Here is a 15,056-nt window from a genome sequence, read left to right as displayed (position 1 = left end):
CGGACGACCGGCGGGCGCGCAAGCGAACCCCCGCGCGCCCCCTACAGCGCGCCGAAGGCCCCGTGCGCGATGCGCCGCAGCAGCGACTCCGTGGCCTCCCGGCCCAGCGCGGCCAGGTGCGGGGTCGAGTTGAGCAGGCCGAACACCGCGTGCACGCAGACCCGTACCTCGGCCTCGCCGACCTCGGGGTGCAGTTCCCGTACGACGGTCACCCACAGCTCGACGTACTGGCGCTGGAGCTGCCGCACCAGCTTGCGGTCCTCCTCCCGCAGCCGGTCCAGCTCCCGGTCGTGCAGGGTGATCAGCGCCCGGTCGTCGAGCGCGAAGTCGATGTGCCCGTCGATGAGGGAGGACAGCACCCGGCCCGGGTCGCCCGCCGCCTGGGCCACCCGGTGGCGGCCGCCGGTCAGCAGCCGTTCGCTGATGCCGACGAGCAGCTCGGCGAGCATCGCGTCCTTGCCCGCGAAATGCCGGTACAGGCCGGGGCCGCTGATGCCCACCGCGGCCCCTATCTCGTCGACGCCGACACCGTGGAATCCGCGCGCGGCGAAGAGGCGAGCGGCCTCACTGAGGATCTGCTCGCGACGGGTCGGGGCGGCCGCTCTGGTGCTCATGGGAAACCATTCTAGACAGGGCCGTTAGCGGTCGTTAACCTAGGCCCCAGACACGTTAACGCTCATTAACAACGTGTATCGAGCAAGTGGAACGAGCAAGGGAGCTCGACCGATGCAGCAGGCACCAGTGCTGACGAGCGCCGCGGACCCGGCGTCCGAGGCCTGGCGGACCAACGAGGCCGCCCACCGCGCGCTGACCGAGGGGCTGCGGGCCCGGCTCGACGCGGCCCGGCTCGGCGGCGGCGAGAAGGCCCGCGCCCGCCACACCGCACGCGGGAAGCTCCTCCCGCGCGACCGCGTCGACACCCTCCTCGACCCCGGATCCCCCTTCCTGGAGCTGGCCCCGCTGGCCGCCGAGGGCATGTACGGGGGCGCGGCGCCCGCCGCCGGGGTCATCGCGGGCATCGGCCGGGTCAGCGGCCGCGAGTGCGTGATCGTCGCGAACGACGCCACCGTCAAGGGCGGCACGTATTACCCGATGACCGTCAAGAAGCACCTGCGCGCCCAGGAGGTGGCCCTGGAGAACCGTCTCCCCTGCCTCTATCTGGTCGACTCGGGCGGCGCCTTCCTGCCCATGCAGGACGAGGTCTTCCCCGACCGGGAGCACTTCGGCCGCATCTTCTACAACCAGGCGCGCATGTCGGGGGCCGGCATCCCGCAGATCGCCGCCGTCCTCGGCTCCTGCACGGCGGGCGGTGCGTACGTACCGGCGATGAGCGACGAGGCGGTGATCGTCCGCGGCCAGGGCACGATCTTCCTCGGCGGCCCGCCGCTGGTGAAGGCGGCCACCGGCGAGGTCGTCACGGCCGAGGAGCTGGGCGGCGGCGAGGTCCACTCCCGGGTCTCCGGCGTCACCGACCACCTCGCGGAGGACGACGCGCACGCGCTGCGGATCGTACGGAACATCGTGGCGACCCTCCCGGACCGCGGGCCCCTGCCCTGGTCGGTCGAGGCTCCCGAGGAGCCCAAGGTGGACCCGCAGGGGCTGTACGGCGCGGTCCCCGTCGACTCGCGCACCCCCTACGACGCCCGCGAGGTCATCGCGCGGATCGTGGACGGCTCCCGCTTCCAGGAGTTCAAGTCGGAGTTCGGGCAGACGCTGGTCACGGGCTTCGCCCGGATCCACGGGCACCCGGTCGGGATCATCGCCAACAACGGCATCCTGTTCTCCGAATCCGCCCAGAAGGGCGCGCACTTCATCGAGCTGTGCGACCAGCGCGGGATCCCGCTGCTCTTCCTCCAGAACATCTCGGGCTTCATGGTCGGCCGCGACTACGAGGCCGGCGGCATCGCCAAGCACGGCGCCAAGATGGTGACGGCCGTGGCCTGCGCCCGGGTGCCGAAGCTGACCGTGGTGGTCGGCGGCTCGTACGGCGCGGGCAACTACTCGATGTGCGGGCGGGCGTACTCGCCCCGCTTCTTGTGGATGTGGCCGAACGCCAAGATCTCCGTGATGGGCGGCGAGCAGGCCGCCTCGGTCCTGGCGACGGTCAAGCGCGACCAGATCGAGGGCGCGGGCCAGGAGTGGCCCGCCGAGGACGAGGAGGCCTTCAAGGCCCCGGTCCGCGCGCAGTACGAGGAGCAGGGCAACGCCTACTACGCCACCGCGCGGCTGTGGGACGACGGGGTCATCGACCCGATGGAAACCCGGCAGGTGCTGGGACTGGCCCTGACCGCGTGCGCGAACGCCCCTCTGGGCGACTCGGGCTTCGGCATCTTCCGTATGTGACGTGAGGACCTCACTGATGTTCAGCACTGTTCTGGTCGCGAACCGGGGCGAGATCGCGGTACGCGTCATCCGCACGCTGCGGGAGCTGGGAGTCCGCTCCGTGGCGGTCTTCAGCGACGCGGACGCGGACGCGCGCCACGTCCGGGAGGCCGACACGGCCGTCCGGATCGGGCCGGCCGCGGCCGCCGAGAGCTACCTGTCGGTGGAGCGGCTGCTGGATGCCGCCAAGCGGACGGGCGCCGAGGCGATCCACCCGGGCTACGGCTTCCTCGCGGAGAACGCGGCCTTCGCGCGGGCCTGCACGGACGCCGGACTGGCCTTCATCGGGCCGCCCGCCTCCGCCATCTCCCTGATGGGCGACAAGATCCGGGCCAAGGAGACGGTGCGCGCCGCCGGCGTCCCGGTCGTCCCGGGCTCCTCGGGCAGCGGCCTGTCGGACGCGGAACTCGTCGCGGCGGCCGCGGAGATCGGCATGCCGGTGCTGCTCAAGCCCTCCGCGGGCGGCGGCGGCAAGGGCATGCGGCTGGTGCGCGAGGAGACGGTGCTGGCCGAGGAGATCGCGGCGGCCCGGCGCGAGGCGCGGTCCTCCTTCGGTGACGACACCCTGCTGGTCGAGCGGTGGGTGGACCGGCCGCGGCACATCGAGATCCAGGTCCTGGCCGACTCCTTCGGGAACGTGATCCACCTGGGCGAGCGCGAATGCTCGCTCCAGCGCCGCCACCAGAAGGTCATCGAGGAGGCGCCCTCGGTCCTGCTCGACGAGGAGACCCGTGCCGCGATGGGCGCGGCGGCGGTCGAAGCGGCCCGCTCCTGCGGGTACGTCGGGGCGGGCACGGTGGAGTTCATCGTCCCGGGCAAGGACCCCTCCTCCTACTACTTCATGGAGATGAACACCCGCCTCCAGGTCGAGCACCCGGTGACGGAGCTGATCACGGGCCTGGACCTGGTGGAGCTCCAGCTGCGGGTCGCCTCCGGCGAGGCGCTGCCCGTCACCCAGGAGGACGTCCGGCTGACCGGGCACGCGATCGAGGCCCGTGTCTGCGCGGAGGATCCGGCGCGCGGCTTCCTGCCGTCGGGCGGTACGGTCCTGGCCCTGTCCGAGCCCTCGGGCGGCGCGGTCCGCACGGATTCGGGCCTGACGGCGGGCGTGCCGGTGGGCTCGACGTACGACCCGATGCTGTCGAAGGTGATCGTCCACGGGCCGGACCGCCCGGCCGCCCTGCGCCTGCTGCGGTCGGCCCTCGCCGACACCGTGATCCTGGGCGTCCAGACCAACGCCGGTTTCCTGCGGAGGCTGTTGGCCCACCCGGACGTCGTCTCCGGCGACCTGGACACCGGCCTGGTCGAGCGGGACCTTCCCTCTCTGCTCCCGGCCGGCGTGCCGGACGAGGTGTACGCGGCGGCCGCGCTGCTGTCCGTCCCCCACCCCGCCCCTTCCCGAATCCTGGGCTCCGCCCCGGACCCCGGTCCTCAAACGCCGGACAGGCTGAAATCGTGGGTCGACCCCTTCGACGCCGTCACCGGCTGGCGCCTGGGCGGCACCCCCGCCTGGACGGTGCACCACTTCCGCCTTCCGGGCCAGGAGCCGGTAGAAGTCCACACTCGCCTTTCCGGCTCCACCACGGAGTTCGTCCTGACCGACTCCGCCGAGGCGAATCCAGCCTCGCCGGCGTTTGAGGCGCGGGGGTCTGCGGGCAGCGCCCCCAGCATGCCGGCCCGCGGCCGGATCATCAGCCGCACCCCCGACCACCTCACCATCGAACTGGACGGCGTCACCCACCACTTCAGCCACGCCGCCTCCCCGGAGGGGGTCTGGCTCGGGCGCGACGCCGACAGCTGGCACGTGCAGGCGTACGACCCCGTCGCCGCGAACCTCAGCGGCGCGGGCAGGACCGGCGCCGACACCCTGGCCGCCCCCATGCCCGGCACCGTCACCGTCGTCAAGGTGGCCGTCGGCGAGAAGGTCGCGGCCGGCCAGAGCCTGCTCGTCGTCGAGGCCATGAAGATGGAGCACGTCATCTCGGCCCCGCACGCCGGCACCGTCACCGAGCTCGACGTGACCCCCGGCGCCACCGTCGCCATGGACCAGGTCCTGGCCGTCGTCACCGCGGACGAGGAGGAGGGCGCGTGAACCGGCTGCCCATGAACGTCCCGGCCCCGGGGCTCCCGGCCCGGGTCCGCATCCACGAGGTCGGCGCCCGCGACGGCCTGCAGAACGAGAAGACGGCCGTGCCCACCGAGGTGAAGGCGGAGTTCGTCCACCGTCTCGCCGCCGCCGGGCTGACCACCATCGAGGCGACGAGCTTCGTGCACCCGAAGTGGGTGCCCCAGCTCGCGGACGCGGAGCAGCTGTTCCCGCTGCTCGCCGACGTGGAGGCCGCTCTGCCCGTCCTGGTCCCCAACGAGCGGGGGCTCGACCGCGCGCTCGCCCTGGGGGCCACCCGTATCGCGGTGTTCGGTTCGGCCACGGAGACCTTCGCCTCCCGCAACCTCAACCGCACCGTCGCCGAGTCCCTCGCCATGTTCGAGCCGGTCGTGGCCCGGGCCCGGCAGGAGAAGGCCCATGTCCGGGGCTATCTGTCGATGTGCTTCGGCGACCCCTGGGAGGGGCCGGTCCCGGTCCACCAGGTCGTGCGGGTCGCCAAGGCCCTGCTCGACCTCGGCTGTGACGAGCTGAGCCTCGGCGACACCATCGGCGTCGCCACCCCGGGCCACGTGCAGGCCCTGCTCGCCGCGCTGAACGAGGCCGGTGTCACGACCGACCGCATCGGCGTGCACTTCCACGACACCTACGGCCAGGCCCTCTCCAACACCCTCGCCGCCCTCCAGCACGGCGTGAGCACCGTCGACGCCTCCGCCGGCGGCCTCGGTGGGTGCCCGTACGCCAAGAGCGCCACCGGGAACCTCGCGACCGAGGACCTGGTGTGGATGCTCGACGGCCTCGGCATCGACACCGGGGTCGACCTCGCCGCCCTCACCGCCACGAGCGTGTGGATGGCCGAACGGCTGGGGCGCCCCAGCCCCTCCCGTACCGTCCGCGCCCTCTCCCACAAGGAGTAACGAAGACCATGTCCCTCGACCACCGGCTCACCCCCGAGCACGAAGAACTCCGCCGTACCGTCGAGGCATTCGCGCACGACGTGGTCGCGCCGAAGATCGGCGACCTGTACGAACGGCACGAGTTCCCCTACGAGATCGTCGCCGAGATGGGCCGCATGGGCCTGTTCGGCCTGCCCTTCCCCGAGGAGTACGGCGGCATGGGCGGCGACTACCTCGCCCTCGGCATCGCCCTGGAGGAGCTGGCCCGCGTCGACTCCTCGGTCGCCATCACCCTGGAGGCCGGCGTCTCCCTCGGCGCCATGCCCCTGTACCTCTTCGGCTCGGAGGAGCAGAAGCGGCAGTGGCTGCCGAAGATGTGCTCGGGCGAGATCCTCGGCGCCTTCGGCCTGACCGAGCCGGGCGCCGGCTCCGACGCCGGCGGCACCCGCACCACGGCCGTCCGCGAGGGTGACCAGTGGGTGATCAACGGCTCCAAGTGCTTCATCACCAACTCCGGTACGGACATCACCGGTCTGGTCACGGTCACCGCCGTGACGGGCCGCAAGGCCGACGGCCGCCCGGAGATCTCCTCGATCATCGTCCCGTCCGGCACCCCCGGCTTCACGGTGGCCGCCCCCTACTCCAAGGTCGGCTGGAACGCCTCGGACACCCGTGAGCTGTCCTTCCAGGACGTACGGGTCCCCCTGGCCAACCTGGTGGGCGAAGAGGGCCGTGGCTACGCCCAGTTCCTGCGGATCCTCGACGAGGGCCGGATCGCCATCTCCGCGCTCGCGACCGGTCTGGCGCAGGGCTGCGTGGACGAGTCGGTCAAGTACGCCAAGGAGCGCCACGCCTTCGGCAAGGCGATCGGCGACAACCAGGCGATCCAGTTCAAGCTGGCCGACATGGAGATGCGCGCCCACATGGCCCGCATCGGCTGGCGCGACGCGGCCTCCCGGCTGGTGGCCGGCGAGCCCTTCAAGAAGGAGGCGGCGATCGCGAAGCTGTACTCCTCGACGGTCGCCGTCGACAACGCGCGCGAGGCGACGCAGATCCACGGCGGTTACGGGTTCATGAACGAGTACCCGGTGGCCCGCATGTGGCGCGACTCCAAGATCCTGGAGATCGGCGAGGGCACCAGCGAGGTCCAGCGCATGCTGATCGCCCGCGAGCTGGGCTTCACCGCGTAGCCGCGTCCGCGCCGTGCCGTGCCGGAGGGGGCCCTCAAGGAAAGTTAGGGCCCCCTTACCCATCTGAGGCAAGGTTAGGCTAACCTTCCCTCCGAACGGCCGAGTGGCCGCCCGGCACGCACGAAATCGGACACCGCCATGCCCAAGTCCCGCACCTCCTCCTTCACCCGCCGCGGATTCATCGCGGCCGGCGGCGCCCTCGGCCTCGTCGCGGCGCTCGCCGCCTGCGGGGGCGCCGACTCGGCGAAGGGGGACGGCGGCAAGGACAACGGCGCCGCGGCCTCGGGCCCCTGGACCTTCACGGACGACCTCGGCAAGGAGGTCAGCCTGAAGTCCAAGCCGAAGAACATCGTCGCCTTCACCGGCACCGCGGCCGCCCTGTACGACTACGGCATCCCGGTCAAGGGTGTCTTCGGCCCGACCAGGACCGCCGACGGCAAGGCCGACGTCCAGGCCGGGTCGATGGACATCTCCAAGGTCGAGATCCTCGGCAACGTCTACGACGAGTTCAACGTCGAGAAGTACGCCGCCCTCCAGCCCGAGCTGCTCGTCACCAACACCTGGGACGGCAGCTACTGGTACGTGCCCGCGGCCTCCAAGGACAAGATCCTGAAGCTGGCCCCGGCCGCCGCGATCTCCGTGGGCGGCGACGCCACCCTCGACAAGGCCCTGGAGCGCACCGCCGAGCTCGCCAAGTCCCTGGGCGCCGACATGAACGCCAAGACCACCGTCGACGCCAAGGCCCGCTTCGAGGCCGCCGCCGCGAAGGTGCGCGAGGCCACCAAGACCAACCCGGGCGTCAAGGTCCTCGTCGGCTCCGGCTCCGCCGACCTGTTCTACGTCTCCACTCCGGAGACCTCGGCCGACCTGAAGTACTTCAAGTCCCTCGGCGTCGAGTTCGTCACCCCGGAGAAGCTGGACGAGGGCGGCTTCTTCGAGAGCCTCAGCTGGGAGAACGCCGGCAAGTACAAGGCCGACGTCGTCCTGCTCGACAACCGCACCGGCACCCTGCAGCCGGAGGACCTGAAGGCGAAGGCCACCTGGGCCGAGCTCCCGGCGGTCAAGGCCGGCCAGATCACCCCGCGCGTCACCGAGCCGATCTTCTCCTACGACAAGTGCGCCCAGATCCTGGAGAACCTCGCGAAGGCCCTCCAGAGCGCCAAGAAGGTCAGCTGACGCTCCGACCGCCGCGCACGGCCCGCGCCGCACCGACCTCCAGGGGGACCCTCCGCATGACCGCCACCGCGTCCGACGCCGCCGCGCCCACCGCGCACTTCCGGTTCTTCGCGCTCGAAGTGCTCCGCACCCGCCGGCTCGGCCAGTCGTTCCTGCGGGTCACGTTCGGCGGTGAGTCCCTCGCGGACTTCCGCTCGGGCGGCTTCGACCAGAGCCTGTCGCTCTTCCTGCCGCCCGCCGGCCAGGAGCACACCCGGCTCCCGTCCACGGACGAGGACACCTGGTTCGCCGCCTGGCGCGCGATGCCGGACGAGGAGCGTCCCGTGATGCGGTCCTACACCGTGCGCCAGCAACGCCGTACGCCCGAGGGGGCGGACGAGGTCGACATCGACTTCGTCCTCCACGGGGACCCCGCCGCGGCAGCGGCTGATGTCACAGCGCCGGCCTCCCGCTGGGCGGGCCGGGCGGTCACCGGCCGCCGGATCCTGGCGATCGGCCCGGCCGTCGCGCAGAACAAGTCCGTACGGTTCCAGCCGCCGGCCGCCACCGACGCGATCTGGATGTACGCGGACGAGACCGCCCTGCCGGCCGCTGCCGCGATCCTGGAGGCACTGCCCGCCGGGACGCGGGTCCGGGCCTGGTTCGAGGTCCCGCACGAGGACGACCGGCTCGCCCTGACGACGCCCGACGACGCGGACATCACCTGGCTCGTCCGCGCCGGCAGGGGCGCGGGCCGGGAGCGGGCCGAGCAGGTGCTGAGCGCGCTGCGCACGGCCACCCCGCCCCCGGCCGAAGCCCCGTACGCCTGGCTGGCGGGCGAGGCGGGCACCGTACGGGCGGTGCGCCGCCACTTCGTGCAGGAACGGGGCGTCGACCGCCGTGCGGTGCGCTTCACGGGGTACTGGCGGCTCGGCGCGAGTGAGGAACAGCTCCTCGCCGAGGCGTACGCGGGTCAGGCTCCCAGCGAGGACCCGGCCTCCGACTTGTAGTCAACTTTCTTTCGCTACAGGGCATTTGCGAGGTGGGCCCCGGCATGATGCCGGGGCCCATCTCTGTTTTGCAGTGCAGTTAGGTTAGGCTAACCTAACTGCACTACCCACTGCATCGCCCCCACACCTGCCGCTTCCCCTGCCCGGAGGAATGTTGATGCGCTCGCATCTGCTGAACGAGACGACCGCGGACCTCTACCGGCGTTCCGTCACCGAGGGAGTCGAACGCGTCGCCGCCCGGCTCGCGACCACGCAGCGGCCCCACACCGGGATCTCCGTCGACGAACTCGCCCCGGTCATCGACGCGATCGACCTGGACCGGCCGCTCCACGACGCGGCCGCCGCCCTGGACGAGCTGGAGGGCGTCTACCTGCGCGACGCGGTCTACTTCCACCACCCGCGCTACCTGGGGCACCTCAACTGCCCGGTGGTCATCCCCGCGGTGCTCGGCGAAGCGGTCCTGTCAGCCGTCAACTCCTCCCTCGACACCTGGGACCAGTCCATCGGCGGCACGCTGATCGAGCGCCGCCTCATCGACTGGACCGCCGAGCGCATCGGCCTGGGCCCGGCCGCGGACGGCGTCTTCACCTCCGGGGGCAGCCAGTCCAACTTCCACGCGCTGCTGCTCGCCCGCGACGAGGCCTGCCGCGTCCTGATGCAGCGGGCCCAGAGCGAAGGCCGCGAGCTGGCCAAGTCCGAGGTCCTGCCCGCGCTGCGCATCTTCACCTCCGAGGCCAGCCACTTCAGCGTGAAGAAGTCGGCCGCCATGCTCGGACTCGGCTACGAGGCCGTCATCTCCGTCCCGGTCGACCGCAACCGCCGCATGGACACCGCGGTGCTCGCCCTGGAGCTGGAGAACTGCGAGCGCGAGGGCGTCTTCCCGATGGCCGTCGTCGCCACCGCCGGCACCACCGACTTCGGGTCCATCGACCCGCTCCCCGAGATCGCCCGGCTGGCCGCCGAGCACTCCGCGTGGATGCACGTGGACGCCGCGTACGGCTGCGGCCTGCTGGTCTCCCCCACCCGTCGGCACCTCCTCGACGGCATAGAGCACGCCGACTCGGTCACGGTCGACTACCACAAGTCCTTCTTCCAGCCGGTCAGCTCCAGCGCGGTGCTGGTCCGCGACCGCGACACCCTGCGGCACGCCACGTACCACGCGGACTACCTCAACCCGCGGCGGATGGCGCAGGAGCGCATCCCCAACCAGGTGGACAAGTCCATCCAGACCACGCGCCGGTTCGACGCGCTCAAGCTCTGGATGACCCTGCGCGTCATGGGCGCCGACGGCATCGGCTCCCTCTTCGACGAGGTCGTCGACCTGGCCGCCGCGGGCTGGGACCTCATCGACGCCGACCCGCGCTTCGAGGTCGTCGTCAAGCCGCAGATCTCCACGCTGGTCTTCCGCTACGTGCCGGTGGCCGACGGCGAGGTCCGCGGAGACCTGGTCGACGAGGCCAACCTGCACGCCCGCAAGGCCCTGTTCGCCTCGGGTGAGGCCGTCGTCGCCGGCACCAAGGTGGACGGGGACCAGTACCTGAAGTTCACCCTGCTCAACCCGCAGACCACGACGGCCGACATCGCGGCCGTCCTCGACCTCCTCGCGTCCCACGCCGAGCAGTACCTGGGAGAATCCCTTGCCCACGCCTCGTGACTTCATCGGAATCGGCCTCGGTCCCTTCAATCTGGGACTCGCCTGCCTGACCGCCCCGATCGACGAGCTCGACGGCCTCTTCATCGAGTCGAAGCCGCACTTCGAGTGGCACGCGGGGATGTTCCTGGACGGCGCCCACCTGCAGACGCCTTTCATGTCGGACCTGGTCACCCTCGCCGACCCCACCTCGCCCTTCTCCTTCCTGAACTACCTGAAGGACAAGGACCGGCTGTACTCCTTCTACATCCGGGAGAACTTCTACCCGCTGCGCGCCGAGTACAACGACTACTGCCGCTGGGCCGCCGACCGGCTCGACAACGTCCTCTACTCCACCTCCGTCACCGAGGTCACCTACGACGAGGGGGCCGGGCTCTACGAGGTCCACACCGACCGGGGCGAGACCCACCTGGCCCGGCGCCTGGTCCTGGGCACCGGCACCCCGCCCTTCGTCCCGGAGGCCTGCGCCGGACTCGGCGGCGACTTCCTGCACAACTCCGCCTACATGCAGCACAAGGCGGGGCTCCAGCGGAAGAATTCGATCACCCTGGTGGGCTCCGGCCAGAGCGCCGCGGAGATCTACCACGACCTCCTCGCCGAGATCGACATCCACGGCTACCAGCTCAACTGGGTGACGCGCTCACCGCGGTTCTTCCCGCTGGAGTACACGAAGCTGACGCTGGAGATGACCTCCCCCGAGTACGTGGACTACTTCCACGCCCTCCCCGAGGAGACCCGCTACCGGCTGGAGAGCCAGCAGAAGAACCTCTTCAAGGGCATCGACGGCGAGCTGATCAACGCCATCTTCGACCTGCTCTACCAGAAGAAGATCACCATGCCGGGCCCGGTTCCGACCACCCTGCTGACCAACACCTCGCTGGGCAGCGCCGCGTACGACACCACCACGGGCACCTACACCCTGGGGCTGCGCCAGGAAGAGCAGGAGCGGGACTTCTCCCTCACCTCCGAGGGGCTGGTCCTGGCCACCGGCTACAAGTACCGCGTGCCCGACTTCCTGAACCCCGTCCGCGGGCGCCTCAACTTCGACGGCCACGGCCGCCTCGACGCGGCCCGCAACTACAGCGTCGACACGACCGGCCGCGGGGTGTTCCTCCAGAACGGCACGACGCACAACCACTCCCTGACCTCGCCCGACCTGGGCATGGCCGCGTACCGCAACGCGTACATCATCGGTGAGCTCCTCGGCCGCGAGCACTACAAGGTCGAGAAGTCCATCGCGTTCCAGCAGTTCGCAGTACCGGAAGGCAGCCACGCATGAGCACCCCGCCCGAAACCCTCTACGCCCGCACCGACGCGGCCCTGGGGACCTTCTCGGTCCGCCCCCTGGACCCCTTCGCGGACGCCGAGCTGCTGCACGGCTGGGTCACCCACCCCAAGGCCGCGTTCTGGATGATGCAGGACGCCACGCTGCCGGACGTGGAGCGCGAGTACATGCGCATCGCCGCGGCCGAGCACCACCACGCCTTCATCGGCCTCCACGAGGGCCGCCCCGCCTTCCTGATGGAGAGCTACGACCCGGCGGAGGTCGAACTGGTCGGCCTGTACGAGCCCCTGCCCGGCGACGTCGGCATGCACTTCCTCGTGGCGCCGACCGACTCCCCGGTCAGCGGCTTCACCCGCGCGGTGATCACGACGGTGATGTCCTGCCTCTTCGCGGACCCCAGCACCCAGCGGGTCGTGGTCGAACCGGACGTCCGCAACACCGCGGTCCACACCCTGAACGAGGCGGTCGGCTTCGTCGCCGACGGCCCGGTCCGCAAGCCCGAGAAGGAAGCGCTCCTGAGCTTCTGCACCCGCGCCCAGTTCGAGGCGGCCACGATATGAACCTCTCCGACGCCGTAGCCCACCTCTCCCCCGAGCTGTGGGCCCGGGCGAACCGCGCCCTGGTCCGCAAGGCGCTGGCGGAGTTCTCCCACGAGCGCCTGCTGACCCCCGCGCCCCTCGGCGACGGCCTGTACTCCGTCCTGAGCGACGACGCCACGGTCGAGTACCGCTTCCGCGCCGAGCTCCACGCCCTGGACCACTGGGCGGTCGACGAGGACTCGATCACCCGTCACCGCGACGGCGAACCGGTGGAGCCGGACGCCCTCGACTTCCACATCGAGTTCCAGCGGACCCTGGGCCTGAGCGCCCGGGTGCTGCCCGTCTACCTGGAGGAGATCTCCTCCACCCTGGCCGGCTCCTGCTTCAAGTACACGAAGCCGCAGGTGCCCTCCGCCGTGCTCGCGAAGTCCTCCTTCCAGGACGTCGAGACGGGCATGACCGAGGGCCATCCCTGCTTCGTCGCCAACAACGGCCGTCTCGGCTTCGGCGTGCACGAGTACCTCTCGTACGCGCCTGAGACCGCGAGCCCGGTGCACCTGGTGTGGGTGGCGGCCCGCAAGGACGTCTCCACCTTCACGGCGGGCGCGGGTCTGGACCACGACGCGTTCATGCGCGCGGAGCTGGGCGAGGCGGCGATCGCCGGGTTCGGGGCGAAGCTGGCGGCCCTGGGCCTGGACCTGGCGGACTACCACCTGTTCCCGGTCCACCCCTGGCAGTGGTGGAACAAGACGACGGTCACGTTCGCCGCCGAGATCGCGGCCCGCCGTCTGGTGCTGCTCGGCGAGGGCGAGGACGCCTACCTCGCCCAGCAGTCGATCCGTACGTTCTTCAACACCACCACCCCCGCCAAGCACTACGTCAAGACCGCCATCTCGGTCCTGAACATGGGCTTCATGCGCGGGCTCTCCGCGGCCTACATGGAGGCCACCCCGGCGATCAACGACTGGCTCCACCAGCTGATCGAGGGCGACGAGGTCCTGCGGTCCGTCGACTTCTCGATCATCCGCGAGCGGGCGGCGATCGGCTACCACCACCGCCAGTACGAACGCGCGACGGACCGGTACTCCCCGTACCGCAAGATGCTCGCCGCCCTCTGGCGCGAGTCCCCGGTGGCCACCCTGCAGCCCGGCGAACGCCTGGCCACGATGGCCTCCCTCCTGCACGTCGACGCGGAGGGCAGGTCCTTCGTGGGCGCGCTCATCGCCGAGTCGGGCCTGACTCCCGCGCAGTGGCTGGCGCCGTACCTGAAGGCCTACCTGCTGCCCCTCCTGCACTGCTTCTACCAGTACGACCTCGCCTACATGCCGCACGGCGAGAACACCATCCTGGTCATCAAGGACGGCGTCGTGCAGCGGGCGATCTTCAAGGACATCGCCGAGGAGATCGTGGTCATGGACCCCGACGCGGTCCTCCCGCCGGCCGTCGAGCGCGTCAGGGCCGACATCCCGGAGGACATGAAGCTGCTGTCGGTCTTCACGGACGTGTTCGACTGCTTCTTCCGCTTCCTGGGCTCGATCCTGGTCACGGAGGGCATCTGCACCGAGGAGACCTTCTGGAAGGCCGTGGCCGACTGCGCCCACGACTACCAGGACTCCGTGCCGGCCCTCTCCGACCGCTTCCGGCGCTACGACCTCTTCGCTCCGGAATTCCAGCTGTCCTGCCTCAACCGCCTGCAGCTGCGCAACAACGAGCAGATGGTCGACCTCGCGGACCCGTCGGCGGCCCTCCAGCTGGTCGGCACCCTCAAGAACCCCGTCGCGCCCTTCGCGCGGCGGTGACCCGGGGCTGGGCGGGCGCCGATACGGTCCCTCGGCGCCCGTCCGGCCCTGCCGGGGCGGACGGCGCGTACACGCTCAGCGCCGCGCCCGTGAGGAGGATCGCGCCGCCCGCCAGCTGGAGGAGCGTGACCTTCTCCCCGAGGAGGGCCCAGGCGGCCAGTACGCCGACGATCGGTTCCAGCATGCTGAGGATGGACGCACCGGTGGCGCCGAGGATCTTGGCGCCGACGAAGAACAGCGCGATCGGCATGGCCGTGGAGGCGACGGCGATGGTGGCGATGGCCGCCCAGCCCGACGGCTGGAAACCGAGGTCGAAGCGGCCCGTGGGCAGGGCAACGGCCGCCAGGGACAACGCGGAGCACAGCACCACGTAGAGCGTGAGCCGCTGCGGGCCCACCCGCTCGGAGAGCCGGGTGCCGAGGACCACGTACAGCGCGTAGACCAGGGCGCAGGCCAGCGCGCAGAGCACGCCCACCGTGTCGGCGTCCCCGGGGCTGCCGACGGTCAGTGCCAGGCCGGCCAGCGAGATGGCCAGCGGGAGCACCAGCCGGGCCTTGGCGGCGTCGTGCCGCAGGGCGACGGACAGCACGAGCACGAACACCGGGTAGATGTAGTGGAGCAGCACGGCCAGGCCCGGCGAGATCCGCTCCACGGCCAGCAGGTACAGCACCGACTGCAGGGCGAAGAGGACACCCAGCAGGAAGAGGCCGCCCAGATCGCGCGCGGCGAGCGGTTCCGGCTCGCGTTCCCCTTCCGGCCGGCGCTCGCGCATGAGCAGCGGGAGGAGCGCAGCGGTGAGCGCGAACCTCAGGATCAGCAGGGTCATCACGTTCAGACCCGTCGAGGCGCCCCACAACGCGAGGACGGGCAGCAGGCCGAATCCTGCCGCCGAGGCTCCGACGGCCGCGATGCCCCGCGCGGTGGTGGTGGACAGCCGAATCGCCTTCTTTCGCAGGTGAATTGGCCTTTGAATTACGTTACTGTCCTACCGGCCCGGACCGATCCCTGTCCAGCCGGGAGGGGACTGGACGGCCAGTGCCTTCCC

General features: G+C 71.0%; 12 protein-coding genes. 10 read left to right on the top strand and 2 right to left on the bottom strand.

Annotated elements, in window-relative coordinates:
* Nucleotides 1-41: 41 nt before the first annotated feature.
* Entirely contained in the window at nt 42-614 is a 573-nt protein-coding gene (locus tag AC07DU_RS16605) for an SACE_7040 family transcriptional regulator (RefSeq protein WP_360897997.1), read from the bottom strand.
* Nucleotides 615-726: 112 nt separating this feature from the next.
* Here AC07DU_RS16605 and AC07DU_RS16600 point away from each other — a divergent pair, with 112 nt between their 5' ends.
* From AC07DU_RS16600 to AC07DU_RS16555, 10 genes are all read left to right on the top strand, one after another.
* Entirely contained in the window at nt 727-2,343 is a 1,617-nt protein-coding gene (locus AC07DU_RS16600; protein ID WP_360897999.1) for a carboxyl transferase domain-containing protein, read from the top strand.
* 16 nt (nt 2,344-2,359) lie between these two features.
* The gene (locus AC07DU_RS16595) at nt 2,360-4,474 is read left to right on the top strand and encodes an acetyl/propionyl/methylcrotonyl-CoA carboxylase subunit alpha (RefSeq protein ID WP_479111990.1); all 2,115 of its coding nucleotides are present in this window, start codon (nt 2,360-2,362) and stop codon (nt 4,472-4,474) included.
* Nucleotides 4,475-4,485: 11 nt separating this feature from the next.
* Entirely contained in the window at nt 4,486-5,403 is a 918-nt protein-coding gene (locus tag AC07DU_RS16590; protein ID WP_453286411.1) for a hydroxymethylglutaryl-CoA lyase, read from the top strand.
* An 8-nt stretch (nt 5,404-5,411) separates the two neighbouring features.
* A complete protein-coding gene (locus tag AC07DU_RS16585) occupies nt 5,412-6,572 on the top strand; it encodes an acyl-CoA dehydrogenase family protein (RefSeq protein WP_360898003.1) in 1,161 nt (386 codons plus the stop codon).
* A 138-nt stretch (nt 6,573-6,710) separates the two neighbouring features.
* Nucleotides 6,711-7,748, top strand: a complete 1,038-nt coding sequence (locus AC07DU_RS16580; RefSeq protein ID WP_479035541.1) for an ABC transporter substrate-binding protein — start codon at nt 6,711-6,713, stop codon at nt 7,746-7,748.
* 56 nt (nt 7,749-7,804) lie between these two features.
* The gene (locus tag AC07DU_RS16575) at nt 7,805-8,737 is read left to right on the top strand and encodes a siderophore-interacting protein (RefSeq protein ID WP_479111988.1); all 933 of its coding nucleotides are present in this window, start codon (nt 7,805-7,807) and stop codon (nt 8,735-8,737) included.
* Nucleotides 8,738-8,894: 157 nt separating this feature from the next.
* Complete coding sequence (locus tag AC07DU_RS16570; RefSeq protein ID WP_479035544.1) at nt 8,895-10,391, top strand: pyridoxal phosphate-dependent decarboxylase family protein; 1,497 nt, start codon at nt 8,895-8,897, stop codon at nt 10,389-10,391.
* A complete protein-coding gene (locus AC07DU_RS16565; protein WP_479111986.1) occupies nt 10,375-11,667 on the top strand; it encodes a lysine N(6)-hydroxylase/L-ornithine N(5)-oxygenase family protein in 1,293 nt (430 codons plus the stop codon). The genes AC07DU_RS16570 and AC07DU_RS16565 overlap by 17 nt, the downstream gene beginning before the upstream one ends.
* Nucleotides 11,664-12,233, top strand: a complete 570-nt coding sequence (locus AC07DU_RS16560) for a GNAT family N-acetyltransferase (protein WP_479111984.1) — start codon at nt 11,664-11,666, stop codon at nt 12,231-12,233. The genes AC07DU_RS16565 and AC07DU_RS16560 overlap by 4 nt, the downstream gene beginning before the upstream one ends.
* The gene (locus AC07DU_RS16555; protein WP_479111982.1) at nt 12,230-14,011 is read left to right on the top strand and encodes an IucA/IucC family protein; all 1,782 of its coding nucleotides are present in this window, start codon (nt 12,230-12,232) and stop codon (nt 14,009-14,011) included. Before AC07DU_RS16560 ends, AC07DU_RS16555 begins: the two co-directional genes overlap by 4 nt.
* Here AC07DU_RS16555 and AC07DU_RS16550 read toward each other — a convergent pair.
* Nucleotides 13,977-14,921 carry an EamA family transporter gene (locus tag AC07DU_RS16550; RefSeq protein ID WP_479112153.1) on the bottom strand — a complete coding sequence of 315 codons (945 nt, stop codon included), beginning with the start codon at nt 14,919-14,921 and terminating at the stop codon, nt 13,977-13,979. The genes AC07DU_RS16555 and AC07DU_RS16550 overlap by 35 nt on opposite strands.
* Nucleotides 14,922-15,056 lie beyond the last annotated feature (135 nt).

This window comes from Streptomyces sp. NPDC045695, assembly GCF_056432025.1.
This window is presented reverse-complemented; position numbering and strand designations above follow the sequence as displayed.